The organism is Desulfovibrio legallii, from assembly GCF_900102485.1.
Classification (GTDB): domain Bacteria; phylum Desulfobacterota; class Desulfovibrionia; order Desulfovibrionales; family Desulfovibrionaceae; genus Desulfovibrio; species Desulfovibrio legallii_A.
Genome location: NZ_FNBX01000020.1, coordinates 1 through 15,871 on the forward strand (window position 1 = coordinate 1; position 15,871 = coordinate 15,871).

Sequence of the window (15,871 nt, forward strand, 5' to 3'; positions counted from 1 at the left end):
CGGCAACGGCTAAGGCAACGTCATGTGGGAAAGTAGGCCGTCGCCAAAGATTGCTCCCAAAGCCCCTCGCTGCTCCGCGCGCGAGGGGCTTTTTGTGTTTGCGCGCCGGGCGTCGCTCCGGCCCTGCTGTCCTTATCCGTAAGCCGCTAAAATTTTCCGCCCTGACAGATCTGCCTTTCGCCGAACAAAGGCAGATCCCCGGCGGCAAAGGCCCGCAGGCAGTCGCCCACGCTGGGCAGGCCCGCGTGGTGGTATACGGCCATGCCCGCGGCCTGCAGCTCGCGCAGGGGGCGCAGGCCAAGGCCGCCGGCCAGCACTGCCTCCACGCCCATATCCTGCAGGGCCCGCACCACAGCGCCGCAGTCGCCCTGTTCGTGGGTCAGGCCCGCGCGCACCCGCACCGCACCCACAATGCCGTCGTGCACCTGGGCCAGGGTGAATGTGGTGCAGCGGCCGAAGTGCGGCTCAGGCGCGGCGGCGAGCCCGCCGGGCGGTTGCGAAGGCACGGCGGCCAGCAGTCCTTCTGCCGGCGGCGCGGGGTCATCCGCCTCCTCGCCGCCCACAGCGCAGACGCCGCCTTCAATGCGCAGGGCCTGGCCGTGGACCAGAGCCCCGGCCACGCATTGCCGCGCCCGTCGGAGCAGGCGGCCGAACGTGTGGCGCGAAACGCCCATCTGTGCGGCGGCGGCGTCCATGTTCAGCCCTTCCTGATCGGCCAGGCGCAGGGCCTCCAGGCCATCCAGGGTGAGTACGGCTTCTTCCAGCTCGCTCATGGGCACGCCGCGAGGCTTGAAGTAGCGGGCTTTGGGCAGGCCGCTCACGCGGCGGCAGTGGCAGGGACGGGCCATAGGCAATCCAAACTACGTTGTGTTTTTACAGCAGGCTTACGTCAGGCGCGGGCATGTGGTACGGGCGGGCCGTGGCGTGTGCGCCGTACGGCGTCTCCATCCTCGCGCGTCGTAATGCCTCCGTGCAGCAGCCGCGTCCGGGATTGCACCAGGCGGGCCGGGGCCTCACGTCGCTGTCCGGGTTGTACGCGCCGAAGCGCGCGTTTTGCCAGCCCTTGAGCGCAGACGTTTTCAAAAGCAAAATACTCTACGCAGAGTAACCTTGAGAATGTGCAGCCTCAAAGTGTAAGGCTGCTCCTTCCGGCGCTTAACGCGCAAGTAAATCGCGCTTCCGCCTACACGGCGGGCGCCTGCGCGCAGCCGCCACGGAATTTCAAAGTTGCAATGTCCTAGCCGGCGTATTCCGTCGCACCGGCGGCGCTGTCGCCTTCCAGCAGCAGCACATGGGCGTAGCGGCCGCTTTTGCGGGCCTTTGCCGCCAGTTCCCGGCCCAGGGCGCGGCAACGGGGGCAGGCGTGGCGCGGGGCGAGCAGGCAGAAGGAACGGGGCACCCGCTCCGAGCTGGTCTCCCACCGCCCCAGGCCGGAGCAGTCCGGGCAGAGCCGCCAGCCTTCCTGCTGCTGCTCGCGCAGCATGTCCGTATCGTAAAAAATGTGCTTGGCGCGCACCCACCACCCGTCTTCGGCGCGGCCTTCGGTGGGTTCGGCGGGGGGGCGGAAGTAGACCTGCCGCACCTGCTCGCAGAGCCGGGCGATGTATTCGCCCACCTCCGGGCGCTGGCGGGTGGCCTGGGGCGTCCAGCCCGGTTCGCGGATGTCCGTGGCGGGCAGCCCGGCCAGGGCCAGGCAGATGCCCAGATTCACATAGGGCAGGGCCCCGCGGATGGCATAGCCCCCTTCCAGTACGGCGATGTGCGGCTTGAGGGCCGCATTGAGGGCCGCATAGCCTTGGGCCGAAAGTTTCATGTTGGCCAGGGGGTCGGTAAAGTGGTTGTCCTGCCCGGCGGAATTGATGATCAGGTCAGGCCTGAAGTCCTCCAGCATGGGCAGCACGGCGTGGGTGATGGCGTAGAGGTAGCCTTCGTCCGAGGTTTCCGGCGGCAGGGGGATATTGATGGTGCGGCCCAGCGCGCCGGGGCCGCCGCATTCGCGCGGGAAGCCCGTGCCGGGGTAAAGGGTGCGGCCGTCCTGATGCAGGGAGATGAACAGGGTGTGCGGGTCGTTCCAGAAAATGTCCTGGGAGCCGTCGCCGTGGTGCACGTCCGTATCCACAATGGCGATGCGCAGGGGGCGGCCGTCGGGCCGGGGGTAGTGGTCGCGGATGTACGCCACCATGACGGCTTCGTTGTTGATGTTGCAGAAGCCGCGGTTGCCGTGCACCACGCGCATGGCGTGGTGCCCTGGGGGCCGCACCAGGGCGAAGGCGCGGTTTTCGCGGCCTTCCAGCACCAGGCGCGCGGCCCGGATGGCCCCGCCGGCCGAGGCCAGGTGCGAATCGGTGCTCACCGCGCCCACCGTGGGCAGGCAGAAATGCACGCGGGCGAGCTGCTCCCACGTGGCGAAGTCCGGCCGGTATTCAGTGATGCCGGGGATGTCGAAGAGGCCCTCTTCCAGCAGCTGGTCGCGGGTATAGAGCAGGCGCTCTTCCCGCTCAGGATGCGTGGGCGCGATGGCCCAGTCAAAGGCGGGAAAAAACACCACCCCCAGCCGTTGCGCGGCCTTGAGGGGCGCGAACGTCTGCAGCGCGGATTCAGTCATCGTTGTCCAGATCCTCAAAAATGTCGGCCCCATAGCGGGCGTAGGCCGTGAGGCGCCCCATGCGCGCCAGGCCGAGCCCGTAGGCCAGGTTGCTCTCCGCCAAGGCGGCAAAGAGCCGTCCTTCCCCGTCGTGCAGCACAAACAGCCCGCCCGGCCCGTCGGCCCTGCGGTAGGCCGCGCAGTGCAAAAGCTCCGGGTCGCCCAGCCGGGCGGCCAGGGTATAGCCTGCGGGCGGCGCGCCGTGTTCCGGCAGGGCCGGGCCGCCTTCGGGCAGGGGCGCAAAGCGCAGGCCCGCGCCCTCCGGTTCCAGTACATAATATTCGTTCATGCCGCACCGCCGAGGAAAGAATGTTTGTTGTGCTGGCCGCTTGGAAGCGCGCCGCGCGCTACTCCAGCCCTTTGCCGCGCCGGCTCAGATGCGCCTCCAGGGCCGAACGGCATTGCAGGGCCACATCTTCGGGCGGTTGGGCCGCGTCGATGATGGCAAAGCGTTCCGGCTCCTCTTCGGCCAGGGCGCGGTAGCCCCGGCGCACGCGCTCGTGAAAGTCCAGGCTCTCGTTGTCAAAGCGCCCTTCAGAGACCAGCAGCCCTTTGTTCCGGTTGCGTTCCCCGGCGCGGCCCAGGCCGCAACGCACGGGCAGATCCAGAAGCAGGGTCAGGTCCGGCGCAAGCCCGCCCGTGGCCGCATCGTTGAGGCGGCGCAGATATTCCGTATCCAGGCCGCGGCCATAGCCCTGGTAGGCCAGGGTGGAATCGGTGTAGCGGTCGCAGAGCACGATCTGCCCGGCCTCCAGGGCCGGACGCACCACTTCGGCCACATGCTGGGCCCGGTCGGCCAGAAACAGGAACAGCTCCGCCCGGCTGGAAAGCCCGCGGATACGGGCGTCCAGCAGCAGGGATCGCAGACTCCGGCCCAGGGCGCAGCCCCCCGGCTCACGGGTCAGCACAGGGTCCAGCCCGTGCGCCGTGAGGTAGGCGGCCAGCGTTTCCATGACCGTGGATTTCCCGGCGCCCTCTATGCCTTCAAAAGAGACAAACATTCTTCTTTCACCACCTTTGGTGGGGCCGATTTTTGGGGCGCGGGCTTTTTGGCGGCAGCCTGGGGCGTGCGCGCGGCCCGGTAGAGGGGGCGGCTCAGCGTGGCCTGCCAGGGGGTCCAGTCCTGCCCGTTGTCGCTCAGTTGGGCGAACAGGCCCCGGCATTGGGCCATTTTGGCGTCCAGATTATCCGCATAGTGCAGGGCCAGGGCTTCGGGCGTCTGCGGCAGGCGCACCGCGCCGAAGGCCAGCTCGCCGTGGTGGCTGAGCACCAGGTGCTTGAGGTGCTCCTGCAGGCCCGCGTCCAGGCCGGATCTGGCCAGCAGGGGGGCGAGCATCTCCAGCCCCAGCATAAGGTGCCCCAGAAGGCGGCCTTCGGTGGTGTAGTCATTGGCCACGCCGCCGGAAAATTCACGGATTTTGCCCACATCGTGAAACAGGGCCCCGGCCAGCAGGGTCTGGCGGTCCAGCTCCGGATATTGGTCGGCAATGCGGCGGCAGAGGGTGAACACGCCCAGGGTGTGCTCCAGCAGGCCGCCCACATAAGCGTGGTGCACGCTTTTGGCCGCCGGGCAGACGCGGAAGCGGGCGCGCAGGTCCTGGTGGTTGAGAAAGCCCAGGGCCAGCTTGCGCCAGGGGGGATAGACGAATTCCGCCTTGCACAGGTTGGTGAGCTGCTCCAGCATGTCATCCAAGGGATAGGGGCTGGCGGGCAGCAGGGCCGCCTGGTCCACGGCGGCGCATTCTTCGGGCGAGAGCAGACGCAGCTGCTCTATGGAAAGCTGCACTTGGTCGCGGTAAAGGCCGGCGCGGCCCTCGGCCCAGACCAGCGCGCCCACGGGGATGGCCTCGAAGGCCGCGCTGAGGGGATGCCAGATTTTGGCCTCCAGCGCGCCGCTGGCGTCGGCCAGGGTCAGCCGCCAGTAGGGGCCGTTGCGGGATTGCCCCTGCACGGCCTGACTCACGGCAAACAGCCCCCGCGCCTCGCCGGGGGGGGTAATGTCTTTGACGTAGCAGCCTTTTTCCATATATCGTCCCTAGGCGCGCGGGCCGGTTGCCGGCACACACGCCCCTGTCCTGAATTTCCCTTGTTTGCGAGGTATTGTCAATGAAGGTTCTGCTCACCAACGACGACGGCATCCGCGCGCCCGGCCTGCGCGCCCTGTACGCGGCCCTGCGCGAGGCCGGCCATACGGTGTGGGTGGTGGCGCCCATGCGCCAGCAGTCGGGCGTAGGGCATTCGCTTACCGTGTTTGAGCCCGTGCGCTCCATGGACATTGTGGAGCCGGAGTTCAGGGGCACGGGCATTTTCGGCACGCCCACGGACTGCGTGAAGCTGGCCCTGGGCCGTTTGCTGCCGGAGCGGCCGGATATGGTCATCTCCGGCATCAACGCCGGGCCCAACGTGGGGCCGGACATCCTCTATTCCGGCACTGTGGGCGCAGCCACCGAGGCCGCCCATGAAGACCTGCCCAGCATGGCCGTTTCCCACGACACCAACGGCGGGCCGGAGACGGACCCCCTGCCCCAGGCCCGACACGCCGTGGCCCTGGCCGAGCGCGTGGACTGGCCCCGCCTGGGCCGCCGCCGGGTGCTCAACGTCAACTATCCGGCCCGTCCGCTGGACAAGGCCCTGGGGCTGCGCGTCTGCGTGCAGACCAGCGCCGTGTGGAAGAATACCTACCTGGAGCGCAAAGACCCGCGCGGCGCGCCCTACTGGTGGCTGGAGGGCGAGATCCCGCCCGAAACCATTGAGCCCCAGTCGGACAAAGACCTGCTCAGCCAGGGCTACATCACCCTGACCCCGCTCTGCTTTGAATTTACGGACCGCCACGGCCTGGCGGCCCTGGAGGGCATGGAGCTGGGCGGGAAGTAGGCCGCCGTGCGGCTGGGGGCGCGCCATGACGCGCAAGCTGTCCGGGCCGGAAACGGCCACGGCGTCTTTGCCCCCTGCCGCGCCCGCCGTTTCTGCGCCCTGCGGGCGCGGCCCATTCCCCTTTGCGCGGATTTGGTGTATGCAGGGTCTTGCCCTGCGCGGGCCGCGGCGGTATCTTCACCGCCCCGTACTGTTTGTCATACCGGAGGAAGCCATGCCCCTTACCAGTCCCAAACAGATGTTTGCTGCGGCCTATGCCGGCGGCTACGCCATCGGCGCGTTCAACGTCAATAACATGGAAATCATCCAGGGCATCATGGGTGCGGCCGCGGCGGAGAAATCGCCCGTCATTCTTCAGGTTTCCGCCGGCGCGCGGCAGTACGCGGGCCAGGGCTACATCATGAAGCTGGTGGAGGCCGCCCTGCAGGACGACCCCTCCATCCCCGTGGTGGTCCACCTGGACCACGGCCCCAGCTTTGAAATGTGCCGGGACTGCATCGACGGCGGCTTTACCTCCGTCATGATCGACGGCTCCCATTTGCCTTACGAGGAGAACATCGCCCTCACCAAACAGGTGGCGGACTACGCCCACCCGCGCGGCGTATGGGTGGAGGCCGAGCTGGGCAAGCTGGCGGGCATTGAAGAGCATGTGGCCTCGGCCGAACATGTTTATACCGACCCGGACCAGGCCGTGGACTTTGTGCGGCGCACGGGCTGCGACTCCCTGGCCGTGGCCATCGGCACCAGCCACGGGGCCTACAAATTTAAGGGCGAAGCCAGGCTGGATTTTGACCGCCTGGAAACCATCAGCCAGAAGCTGCCCGGCTACCCCCTGGTGCTGCACGGGGCCTCCAGCGTGCCGCAGGAATTCGTGGCCCTTTGCAACAAGTACGGCGGTCAGGTGGGCGGCGCCAAGGGCGTGCCCGAAGACATGCTGCGCAAGGCCGCGGGCATGGGCGTGTGCAAGATCAACGTGGATACGGACATCCGCCTGGCTCTCACCGCCTCCATCCGTCAATTCCTTGCGGAACATCCGGAACAGTTCGACCCCAGGGCCTACCTCAAGCCGGCGCGCCAGGCCGTGCAGGACATGGTGGCCCATAAAATCCGCAACGTCATGGGCTCGTCCGGCAAGGCCTAGGCCGCAGGGGCGCTTGCCCCCGCCCCCGGTCTTTACGGAGAGCCCGTTAAGCAACCCCTTCACGCATTAAGGAGCGCCTCCATGCCCGTCAAACTGGGACTGAACGGCTTCGGCCGCATCGGCCGGTATCTGCTGCGGCTCATGGCCGACGAACAGGACATGACCATCGCCGCCATTAACGCCCGCGCGGACAATGCGGCCCTGGCCTATCTTTTTAAGTACGATTCCACCTATGGCACGTTTGCGGGCAGCGTGGAGCACGATGCGGACGGCATCATCGTCAACGGCCGCCACATTGCCGTCACCCGCTGCAAGGCGGGCGAATGGGAATGGGATCGCCTGGGCGTGACCCTGGCCGTGGAGACCACGGGAACCATCAAAGACCGCGAAGGGCTGAGCAAACACCTGGACTGCGGGGCCAAAAAAGTGGTCATCTCCGCGCCGGGCAAGGACGTGGACGCCATGATCGTCATGGGCGTGAACCATGAGGTCTATGACGGCGGCAAACACAGCGTCGTTTCCGCCGCTTCCTGCACCACCAACTGTCTGGCCCCGGCGGCCAAGGTGCTGCACGATCTCTGCGGCATCCGCCACGGGCTCATGACCACCATCCACTCCTACACCATGAGCCAGCGCATCCTGGACGGCTCCCACAAGGACTGGCGGCGCGGCCGCGCCGCGGCCGTTTCCATGGTGCCTTCCAGCACGGGGGCGGCCAAGGCCGTGGGCCAGGTGCTGCCGGAGCTGGCGGGCAAGCTCAACGGCATGTCCGTGCGCGTGCCCACCTTTGACTGCTCCCTGGTGGATCTGACCTGCGAGGTGGAGCGCCCCTGCGACGCCGCCGCCGTCAACGCCGCCTTCAAGGCCGCCAGCGCCGGTCCTCTGGGCGCGCATTTCGGGTATTCCGAAGAGCCCCTGGTTTCCATCGACTACAAGGGCAGCACCTGTGGCGGCGTGCTGGACGCCCTTTCCACCCAGGTGCTGGATCAGACCATGGTCAAGCTGCTGCTCTGGTACGACAACGAGGCCGGCTTCACCAACCAGCTGCTGCGCCTGCTGCGCATGGTGGCCAAGGACTGCTGAGTGCCCCAAAGCCAGAAGGAAGCCCATGCCCCTGTGCCCTGAAATCCTGTTTGACGCCGGGCGCGTGCCCACGCCCTGCTTTGTGCTGGACGCGGACCGGCTGCGCGCCAACGCCGCCGTGCTGGCCCAGGTGCAGGAGCGCACCGGGGCCAGAATCCTGCTGGCGCTCAAGGGCTTTGCGGCCTGGGCGGCCTTTCCGCTGCTTTCGCGTTTCAAAGGCGAGGGCCCCCTTTGGGGGGCCTGCGCCAGCTCCGTGGACGAGGCCCGCCTGGCGCGGGAAGAATTCGGCGGGGAGGTGCACGCCTTCGCCGCCGCCTGGAACGCGCGCGAAATGGCCGAGCTGCTGGAGCTGGCGGACCACCTGGTCTTCAACTCCACCGCCCAGTGGCGGCAGTTCCGCCCGGCCGTCGCCATGCGTAACCAGAGCCGCTGTCCGGACCGCCAGATCCAGTGCGGCCTGCGCATCAACCCGGAGCACTCCGAGGGCGCGGCGGCCATTTATAATCCCTGCGCGCCGGGCTCCCGCCTGGGCATCCGCCGCAAAGACTTTGACCCCACGGCCCTGGAGGGCATCTCCGGCCTGCATTTCCACACCCTTTGCGAGCAGAACGCCGACGCCCTGGAGCGCACCCTGGCCGCCGTGGAGGAAAAATTCGGCCCCTGGCTGCCCCAGTGCCGCTGGATCAACATGGGCGGCGGCCACCATATTACCCGGCCGGACTATGACCTGGACCAGCTCTGCCGCCTGCTTACCGCCTGGCGGGGGCGCTACCAGGCGCAGATTTACCTGGAACCGGGCGAAGCCGTGGCCCTTAACGCGGGCTGGCTCACGGCCACCGTGCTGGATGTGGTGCAGGCCGACATGCCCGTGGCCATCCTGGATATCGGCGTGCCCTGCCACATGCCCGACGTGCTGGAAATGCCCTACCGCCCCAGCGTGCTTTTCCTGGCGGGAGACGGTTTGCCCTCCCGCGCGGGCCTGCCCGGCGAACAGGCCTGGACCTGCCGCCTGGCGGGCAAATCCTGCCTGGCCGGGGACGTGGCCGGGGAATACGCCTTCAGCGCGCCCCTGCGGCCCGGTCAGCGTCTGGCCTTTGAGGATATGGCCATCTACAGCATGGTCAAAACCACTACTTTTAACGGCCTGCGCCTGCCCTCCATCGGCATTTGCGAAGCCGACCCCGGCGGGGGCGAACGCTTCCGCCTGCTGCGCCAATTCGGCTATCAGGATTTTAAAGGCCGGTTGTCGTAGCTGGGACATGGCTTCTGTGTGGGGGGAAGGGAACTTTTGTTCACAAAAGCTCCCTTCCCCCCACGGCCCCCGCTTGCAACGATCTTTTTCTTCTCAGGGGGCGCGCAGGGCGACCCTGAACGAGAAAGGAATATCATGCCCGGCAAACAACCCACAGCGCGGCGCAGGGAACGGCTGCGCCAGGTGCTGGCCCACCGTCAGGACGACCTTACCCTGGTGCTGGCCAATATTCACGATCCGCACAACGTTTCGGCCATCTACCGCTCCTGCGACGCCTTCGGGGTCAGCCGCGTGCACCTCTATTACACGGATACGCCCTTCCCCGTGCTGGGCCGCAAGACCTCGGCCTCAGCCCGCAAATGGGTGGAAAGCGTCCGCCATAAAAGCGCCGAAGAGCTGTTCCAGGCCCTCAATGGTCAGGGCATGCAGATCCTGGCCACCTCCTGCGAACCAGGCGCCCGCCCTCTGCGCCAATGGGACTTCACCCGCCCCACGGCCGTCATCATGGGCAACGAGCACAGCGGCGTGGCCCCGGACCTGCTGCGCCAGGCCCACGGCGCGCTCTATATCCCCATGTACGGCATGATCCAGAGCTTCAACGTCTCTGTGGCTGCGGCCATCATCCTGGCCGAGGCTGCCCGCCAGCGCGAGGCCGCGGGTTTTTACGCCGCGCCCCGCATGAACGAAGCAGCGCTTGCGGCCCGGCTGGCCGACTGGCTGGAAAAATAGGGCCCCGCCCCTGCGGGCGGCCAGGGCATTTCAACTTTGAAATGCCTTGGCCGCTGCGCGAGCGGACGCCCGCTGTGGAGGCGTAAGCGCAATTGATTTGCACTGTTAAGCGCAGGAACGCGCGTGCCGTAAACGTTGAGAATGTCTGTTCTTAAAGGCAATCTGCTCTATTTGCTGGCAGCTTCTTCTTTTTGCAGGCGCTCATGAATGCTGCGCAGGATGTATGTATTCCTTTCCATACTGATGATGACAAGAAACATGGTGAATAAAATAAAGACACAAAAGGCCACTGCTGCAGTATAAAAAATAAAATATGAAAAGGCTTTTTTTAGTCTGACCTGCTCCTTTTCTATATTAATATTTTTTTCTTGTTCAGCTATGTTTATGTCAATCTGTTCAAAAAAGTTATCCAAAAACTCTGCCCAGGTGATATAGTCAGGCGCAGACTGCTGCAGTGACCTTATGCGCTCCGCATCGGCCTCCAGCTTCTTTGCTTCCGCATCCAGCTGTTGCAGCAGGGCGGGAATGGCAACGTAGGCCGTGTATCTTTCAGCCGCCTTGTAGATGCGGAAGCGGAGCTTGTCCGAGGGGGCTACCTGTCTGGCTTTGTTGGCAAAGCTCACGATAGATTTTTCAATGCTGTTGAGCGTGTCCAGATATTCCGCGGGGATGCTTTCTGGGTTCTTGGGGGGCGCGGTTTCGGCGTTGGAGGTGGGGGCGGCCTCCTTGCGCGCCTCTTGGCGCGCCTTCTGGCGCTCCGCCGCGGCAGCTTCACGCGCTTTTTTCGCCAGCAGGTCGGTATACGATGGCGTCGGTTGAGAGATTTTTTCCTTAGGCGTGGCGGTGTACAGGTGGAGAGCGTAGAAAAAACACCCAACGGCAATCGCCAAGCTGACTGACGTAATGATAAAAAAGAACTGTTGGCTGATCTTGAAAAATTTTCGCTCCACGTTGATCTTCATCCCCTGTTCTCCCGTAAAAGCGGTTAGTGCTGCAGCGTTGTCAGGGCCGGCGTGTTGCGGCTAACTCCATTTTTCAGCCCGGCTGATCTGTTCCAGCAGTTTTTGGGCCTCCAGCCTTTTTTCTTCCGTGTCCAGGTTGCGTTGCGCGGCGGCGAACAGTCGTTTTGCCTCGGCGTACTGGTGTTTTCCAGGTAAATTTTTGCGGCGTAAAAGTAGCAGTTTGCCTGGGTCGGCCGGGGCAGCCTGTTGCGTTCTGTCGCCCTGGTCAGATCCTCAAGGGCCCCGTCGTGCTGGTTGGCCTGGAATCGGGCCACGCCGCGCCGGGCATAAAAAATGTCGTTCGAGGGATCGAGGGAAATGGCTTTGTCCAAATCCGGCAGCGCTTTTTCAAGGTTGCCCATATCTCTGTAAGCAAGCCCACGGAGGCTGTACGCCCCGGCATTGATGGGCATTATGGTAATGACGTTGTTAAGGCTTATCACGGCGTTTTCATAGGCCTTGACCTGGTAGTAGAGTATGCCCAGCTTTTCGTGATACCGGGCATTGCCCGGCGCAAGCTCCGCAGCTTTGCGACAGTAGAGGATGGATTCATTGGGATCTTTTTCCGCAAGGCTATAGATGTAGTAAGCCATGGCCTTATGCTCTGTGCCGGTCTGCGTGTCCTGAATAACGTTTGCAAGCAGGCTTTTTGCTGTGTCTGTCTGCCCTCTTTCCAGCGCTTTGATGGCTGCGTTCAGGTCCGTAACGGTATCCGCAGCGCAGGTTGCCGCGGAAAAAAGAATAAGACAAAAGACGAGAAGCAATCTGGGCATATTGTTCTCCAAATAGATATTTTATATATTATAAACTATATAGTAGCTGTGTTTTTTTGCAACAAACTGAATTGCTATGGTTTGCGAAGGGGTCAGGCCAGCCAGGCAACGGCATTTCAATCTTGAGATGCCGTTGCCAAGGCAGGCCCGGCGCGTTTTCCGCGCAGAGAAACATTTTTTGAAGGCTGAAAGCGTGGGCGGAAGGGAACTTTTGAGCAACAGTTCCCTTCCGCCCACAAAAATTATTTTTCTGTGTCCTGGAGCAGAGCGAGAAAGTCTTGGCCCTCTTCGGTCTGGAGGAAGGCGTGCAGGGCGGCGACCACTTGCGGGTCGTAAGCGGGCGGGGCGGCGTCCAGAAGTTTGAGGGCCTGGTCCACGGGCAGGGCGGTGCGGTAGGAGCGGGGGCGGACCAAGGCGCAGAAGGTGTTGGCCACGGCCAGGATGCGGGCGTTGGGGCAGATGGCCTCGCCCCGGAGGCGTTCCGGGTAGCCGGAGCCGTCCAGGCGTTCGTGCATCTGGGTGATGGCTTCCAGCACGGGCAGGCCGAAGTCGATGCCGGCCAGGGCTTCGCGGGCGTAGTCCACATGGCGCTCCAGCTGGGCGCGTTCATCGGGGGTGAGCCCGCCGGACTTGGCGATGAGCTCTTTGGGCAGCTGGATCATGCCCAGTTGGGAGAGCTTGGCGGCGGTACGCAGGGTGGCGAGGGTTTCCGGGTCGTCGCGGCCCAGCCGGCGGGCCAGGGTGGCGGCCAGGTGGGCGGTGAAATCGGAGTGCCCGCGCAGGTAGGAATCCACGGCTTCTATGGCGCGGACAAAGGCATTGACGGCCTGGGTGACCATAAGCTGGGCGCGTTGCTGGGCCAGGGCCAGGTCGGTCATGTCGCTGTAGACTGAAACCACGCCGGTGATGCGGCCCTGTTCGTCGCGGAAGGGCGTGCAGGAGGTGAGGAAGTAGCGGGTCTGGCCGCGGAGGGGCAGGGTTTCGGTAAAGCTGGAGAGCGCGCCTGTGCGGTAGACGGCCAGGGTGTGGGTGACCAGGCTGCGGGCCAGGTCCGGTCCCAGGTCGGTGTGGGCCAGGCCGGGCAGTTGTTCGGCGGGCAGGCCGGTCATGCGGGCAAAGCCCTGGTTGGCGTAAAACAGGCGTCCGTTGAAGTCGTTGAGCACAATGCCTGCGGAGAGGGCGGAATTAACGCCGTCCATGATTTGCTTCTGCTGGTTGACCACGCGGTAGAGGCGGCGCAGCTGGTCGGCCACGGCGCGTTCGTTGCGGCCTACCAGCCACCACCAGAGGGCGGCCAGCATGATGCCCGCCAGGGCCGTGAGCACCAGGGAGGCCAGGAGGACGTTTTTGCGGGTCTGGGTCTGCAGGACGTCCAGTTCCGGGGCGGGCACGCCCTGCACCACCAGCCAGGGCAGGCCGGGCACGGGTTCCGCCAGGCAGAAGCTGCGCCGCCAGTGTTCCGGCAGGGCGTTGTCTTCGCGCATGGCCGGGGGCAGGCGGCCGTTTTCCAGCTGCCAGCCCGGCAGGTTGTGGGGGCCGGTCTGCGGATCCAGGCGTTGGAGGCCTCCGGCAAAAGATTGCAGGATGGCCGATTCGCCGTGGCGGGAAACGGCCTTGACCACGGGCTGCACGTTGGCGCTGAGCAGGAGGACGGCGGGCACGCCCGTGCCGGAGGCGTCCAGATACAGGGGCGTGAACACGGGGAAGGCCATGTCCATGACCAGCAGGCCTTCTTCCCGGCGCGCGGGCAGGAATACGGGCTGCTTGTCGCTGAAGGCCTTGAGCACGCATTGGCGGCGGTCGCCGTCCAGCGGCGGCGGCTTGCCGGAAGCCAGAAAAACCTCGCCCGCCGCATTGACCAGGGCCACATGCAGGAAGCTGTTTTTCTCATTGAAGTCGCGCAGCTGACGCAGGGTGGCGGGCAGGCGCGGGGCCAGGGCCGCCAAGGGGTCAGTGGTGCCTTGCGGGGCTTCCTCCACGGGCATGGCGCTGGCCTCCACGGCGGCGGCCAGCTGCAGCAGGTCTGCGGCCGGGCGGCCCGTGGCGGCAGCCTCGGCGGCAAAAAGGCGCAGCCAGTCCTGGCTGACGAAGGTGCGCACCTGGTCGACGAGGCTGCCGGACCAGACGGTGAGCAGCGCCACCTGGTTGGCGGTCTGCACGCTGAGGCTCTGGGCGGTTTCGTGCTGCCGGCGCTGGCGGGCGTTGTTCAGGTACCAGTTGGCGCCCGCAGCAATGCAGGCCAGAGCCAGGGCAAAGAGGGCCAGCATGGTCAGGCCGGCGCGGCGGTTGTGTGCGCGAGGGGTCCGCACGGGGGCTTCCTGCGTGGGCATGGGGTCCTCTCAACGTTCCCGCAAGGCGTTCTGCTTGGCCTTGAGGATGGGCTTGAGCAGATAGTCCAGCACGGTTTTTTTGCCGATCAGAATGTCTGCGGTCACCACCATGCCGGGGATGATGGGCAGCAGCTGGTTGTGGTAGGCAATGGCGTTTTTGCGGGTGCGGACTTTGACCAGGTAGTAGTGGTCGCCCCTTTTGTCTTCAATGGTATCCGCGCTGATGGATTCCAGTTTGCCTTCCAGGCCGCCGTAGATGGAAAAATCGTAGGCGGAGACCTTGACCATCACTTCCTGGCCGGGCCTGAGAAAAGCCACGTCCTGGGGTCTGACGCGGGCTTCCACCAGGAGGGTGTCGTCCAGGGGCACCAGGTCCATGATGGGTTCGCCGGGTTTGACCACGCCGCCCACGGTGGTGATGTAGATCTGCTTGACCGTACTGCGCACCGGGGCGCGCAGCTCCGTGCGGGTTACCCTGTCGCGCCCGGCGGAAAGGCTTTCACGCAGGGAGTTGAGGTCCTGGCGGCGCTTGTTGATTTCCTCCGTAATGGCGGCGGCCTGTTCGGCCTGGCGGGAGGCGATGCGCTGCTGGGATTCCTCCGCGGCGGCCTGGGCTTTGGGAATGGCCGCTGCCAGGGCGTCTATCTGCCCCTGCAGCTCCACCACCCGCTGCTGCAGGCCCAGGTATTCCATTTTGGAAAAATTATGGCGCTGCACCAAGGCGTAGGCCGTGTCGCGCTGCTCCATGGACAGGGCCAGGCTGCGGTCCAGCTGGAGCTTGCGGGCGGTCTGCTCCTCCACATCGTGGGTGCGCTGCACATACTGGGAGCGCAGCACTTCGATCTCCGCGCGGAGCTGTTCCTGCCGGCTGTTCCAGGCGTTGGTCTGATCGCGCGTGATCTGGCGGGCGCGGGCCAGCACGTCGCCGTCCACCTGGCGGCCCACCAGCTGGGCGGCCCAGGCGGCCATATCTTCGGGAAAGACGGGCTGCTGGCCTTTGAGCTCGGCTTCCAGGCGCAGGATGGCCAGGCTGTTTTCCATGGCCTTGTTCACGGCGTCCCGGTAGGCGCTTTCGGCCATTTCATTGTCCAGCTGGGCCAGCACCTCGCCTTTTTCCACAATCTGGCCTTCATGCACCTGCACGGCGCGCAGGATGCCGCCTTCCAGGTTCTGGATGGTCTGGGTGCGCTGGGAGCCCACCACCGAGCCTTCGGCGTGGGTCACCTCATCCACATTGGCAAAAGCCGCCCAGACCAGCAGGCAGAGCAACATGGCCGCCACGCTGACGGAAAGGGCGCGGGCCCCGAAGCGCGGGCGGCGGGCCAGGGCGGCGTCCACCTCATTGGCAAACTGGATGTCGTCGGGGCTAAGGCCGTGCAGGGGCGCGTCCATGGCCGCGAACAGGCTGGGGTTTCCCTGCGGGGGCAGGGGCGGCATGCCGTCGGGCGCGGCGGCCGGCGCACGGCTCTGGCGGCCGTTTTTCAGCTGAGCCACGGTCTCGGCCAGGCTCTGGCGCAGGGGTTTGTCCGGCTTCTGTTCGTGTTCGCCGCCCAGCAGCAGCTCCCGGAAAAAGGCCTTGGCGCCCTCGGCTTCCGAGGAGGCCTCCGGGGCCTGGGGCGTGGGTTCCGGCATGCCCGGCCCCAGCAGGGAAAGGGGCAGGCCGCCTTCCGGCGGCAGGGCGGGGCCCTGCGCGTCGCCGGGGGGGGGCGTGCCGGGCATGGGGGGCAAAGGGGCGTCGCTGGCCGTGGGGGGCGGCGGCAGAAAAGGCAGGCCCAGGTCGCTCCAGGCGCAGGCCTCGCCAGGCCGGAGCGGCACGCGGTAGACGTCGGGCGCGGGGCCGCTCTGCGGCGGCCGGGCGGGCGTGGCGGATGCGGATGGGCGCTGGTCTTCCCGGTCAGGGGTTTTGTTCGGCGTCAGAACCGCCTGCGGGTCGGGGGCGGCTGCAGGCTGCCCGCCCGGCGTTGTGCGTGCGGCGGGCTGCCGCGCCTCCTGCGGGTTCAGAGGGGCAGCTTCATCGGGGGGGGCAGTGTGTTGCGGGCGCATT

14 protein-coding genes are annotated in these 15,871 nt (G+C 65.7%); 5 read left to right on the plus strand and 9 right to left on the minus strand.

Annotation, left to right across the window (positions count from 1 at the left end; genetic code table 11):
- Positions 1 to 146: 146 nt before the first annotated feature.
- The 5 genes from BLS55_RS10395 to BLS55_RS10420 all read right to left on the minus strand — a co-directional run bounded on the left by BLS55_RS10395 (position 147) and on the right by BLS55_RS10420 (position 4,670).
- Positions 147 to 848 carry a DUF134 domain-containing protein gene (locus BLS55_RS10395; protein WP_092154949.1) on the minus strand — a complete coding sequence of 234 codons (702 nt, stop codon included), beginning with the start codon at positions 846 to 848 and terminating at the stop codon, positions 147 to 149.
- 389 nt (positions 849 to 1,237) lie between these two features.
- Positions 1,238 to 2,605, minus strand: a complete 1,368-nt coding sequence (locus BLS55_RS10405; protein WP_092154953.1) for a histone deacetylase family protein — start codon at positions 2,603 to 2,605, stop codon at positions 1,238 to 1,240.
- Positions 2,598 to 2,933 (minus strand): hypothetical protein, encoded by a 336-nt coding sequence (locus BLS55_RS10410; protein ID WP_092154955.1) that lies wholly within the window; start codon positions 2,931 to 2,933, stop codon positions 2,598 to 2,600. Before BLS55_RS10410 ends, BLS55_RS10405 begins: the two co-directional genes overlap by 8 nt.
- Before the next feature lie 58 nt (positions 2,934 to 2,991).
- On the minus strand, positions 2,992 to 3,645 hold the full coding sequence (gene tmk, locus BLS55_RS10415) for a dTMP kinase (protein WP_092154957.1): 654 nt from the start codon (positions 3,643 to 3,645) through the stop codon (positions 2,992 to 2,994).
- Positions 3,621 to 4,670, minus strand: coding sequence for a 3'-5' exoribonuclease YhaM family protein (locus tag BLS55_RS10420; protein WP_092154959.1), 1,050 nt, complete (start codon positions 4,668 to 4,670; stop codon positions 3,621 to 3,623). The genes tmk and BLS55_RS10420 overlap by 25 nt, the downstream gene beginning before the upstream one ends.
- A gap of 80 nt (positions 4,671 to 4,750) precedes the next feature.
- Between BLS55_RS10420 and surE the strand changes: the two genes are divergently transcribed.
- From surE to BLS55_RS10445, 5 genes are all read left to right on the plus strand, one after another.
- Positions 4,751 to 5,518 (plus strand): 5'/3'-nucleotidase SurE, encoded by a 768-nt coding sequence (surE, locus tag BLS55_RS10425; RefSeq protein ID WP_092154961.1) that lies wholly within the window; start codon positions 4,751 to 4,753, stop codon positions 5,516 to 5,518.
- 214 nt (positions 5,519 to 5,732) lie between these two features.
- Complete coding sequence (gene fba, locus BLS55_RS10430; RefSeq protein WP_092155008.1) at positions 5,733 to 6,659, plus strand: class II fructose-1,6-bisphosphate aldolase; 927 nt, start codon at positions 5,733 to 5,735, stop codon at positions 6,657 to 6,659.
- An 81-nt stretch (positions 6,660 to 6,740) separates the two neighbouring features.
- The gene (gene gap / locus BLS55_RS10435; RefSeq protein WP_092154963.1) at positions 6,741 to 7,742 is read left to right on the plus strand and encodes a type I glyceraldehyde-3-phosphate dehydrogenase; all 1,002 of its coding nucleotides are present in this window, start codon (positions 6,741 to 6,743) and stop codon (positions 7,740 to 7,742) included.
- Positions 7,743 to 7,767: 25 nt separating this feature from the next.
- Complete coding sequence (gene nspC / locus BLS55_RS10440) at positions 7,768 to 8,994, plus strand: carboxynorspermidine decarboxylase (protein WP_092154965.1); 1,227 nt, start codon at positions 7,768 to 7,770, stop codon at positions 8,992 to 8,994.
- A 135-nt stretch (positions 8,995 to 9,129) separates the two neighbouring features.
- Complete coding sequence (locus BLS55_RS10445; protein ID WP_092154967.1) at positions 9,130 to 9,723, plus strand: TrmH family RNA methyltransferase; 594 nt, start codon at positions 9,130 to 9,132, stop codon at positions 9,721 to 9,723.
- 167 nt (positions 9,724 to 9,890) lie between these two features.
- Here BLS55_RS10445 and BLS55_RS10450 read toward each other — a convergent pair whose 3' ends face one another.
- The 4 genes from BLS55_RS10450 to BLS55_RS10465 form a co-directional block, all read right to left on the minus strand.
- Positions 9,891 to 10,685, minus strand: a complete 795-nt coding sequence (locus BLS55_RS10450; RefSeq protein WP_092154969.1) for a hypothetical protein — start codon at positions 10,683 to 10,685, stop codon at positions 9,891 to 9,893.
- Between the two features lie 23 nt (positions 10,686 to 10,708).
- Entirely contained in the window at positions 10,709 to 11,497 is a 789-nt protein-coding gene (locus BLS55_RS10455; protein WP_092154971.1) for a tetratricopeptide repeat protein, read from the minus strand.
- Between the two features lie 242 nt (positions 11,498 to 11,739).
- Complete coding sequence (locus tag BLS55_RS10460) at positions 11,740 to 13,806, minus strand: HD domain-containing phosphohydrolase (RefSeq protein ID WP_257243219.1); 2,067 nt, start codon at positions 13,804 to 13,806, stop codon at positions 11,740 to 11,742.
- 30 nt (positions 13,807 to 13,836) lie between these two features.
- Positions 13,837 to 15,870 carry an HlyD family type I secretion periplasmic adaptor subunit gene (locus tag BLS55_RS10465; protein ID WP_257243221.1) on the minus strand — a complete coding sequence of 678 codons (2,034 nt, stop codon included), beginning with the start codon at positions 15,868 to 15,870 and terminating at the stop codon, positions 13,837 to 13,839.
- Between the last annotated feature and the right edge of the window lies 1 nt (position 15,871).

Excerpts from the sequence above, each read along its gene's own strand:
- BLS55_RS10395 (WP_092154949.1), bottom strand. The coding sequence starts at position 848 with ATGGCCCGTCCCTGCCACTGCCGCCGCGTGAGCGGCCTGCCCAAAGCC.
- BLS55_RS10405 (WP_092154953.1), bottom strand. The coding sequence starts at position 2,605 with ATGACTGAATCCGCGCTGCAGACGTTCGCGCCCCTCAAGGCCGCGCAA.
- BLS55_RS10410 (WP_092154955.1), bottom strand. The coding sequence starts at position 2,933 with ATGAACGAATATTATGTACTGGAACCGGAGGGCGCGGGCCTGCGCTTT.
- tmk (WP_092154957.1), bottom strand. The coding sequence starts at position 3,645 with ATGTTTGTCTCTTTTGAAGGCATAGAGGGCGCCGGGAAATCCACGGTC.
- BLS55_RS10420 (WP_092154959.1), bottom strand. The coding sequence starts at position 4,670 with ATGGAAAAAGGCTGCTACGTCAAAGACATTACCCCCCCCGGCGAGGCG.
- surE (WP_092154961.1), top strand. The coding sequence starts at position 4,751 with ATGAAGGTTCTGCTCACCAACGACGACGGCATCCGCGCGCCCGGCCTG.
- fba (WP_092155008.1), top strand. The coding sequence starts at position 5,733 with ATGCCCCTTACCAGTCCCAAACAGATGTTTGCTGCGGCCTATGCCGGC.
- gap (WP_092154963.1), top strand. The coding sequence starts at position 6,741 with ATGCCCGTCAAACTGGGACTGAACGGCTTCGGCCGCATCGGCCGGTAT.
- nspC (WP_092154965.1), top strand. The coding sequence starts at position 7,768 with ATGCCCCTGTGCCCTGAAATCCTGTTTGACGCCGGGCGCGTGCCCACG.
- BLS55_RS10445 (WP_092154967.1), top strand. The coding sequence starts at position 9,130 with ATGCCCGGCAAACAACCCACAGCGCGGCGCAGGGAACGGCTGCGCCAG.
- BLS55_RS10450 (WP_092154969.1), bottom strand. The coding sequence starts at position 10,685 with ATGAAGATCAACGTGGAGCGAAAATTTTTCAAGATCAGCCAACAGTTC.
- BLS55_RS10455 (WP_092154971.1), bottom strand. The coding sequence starts at position 11,497 with ATGCCCAGATTGCTTCTCGTCTTTTGTCTTATTCTTTTTTCCGCGGCA.
- BLS55_RS10465 (WP_257243221.1), bottom strand. The coding sequence starts at position 15,870 with ATGCGCCCGCAACACACTGCCCCCCCCGATGAAGCTGCCCCTCTGAAC.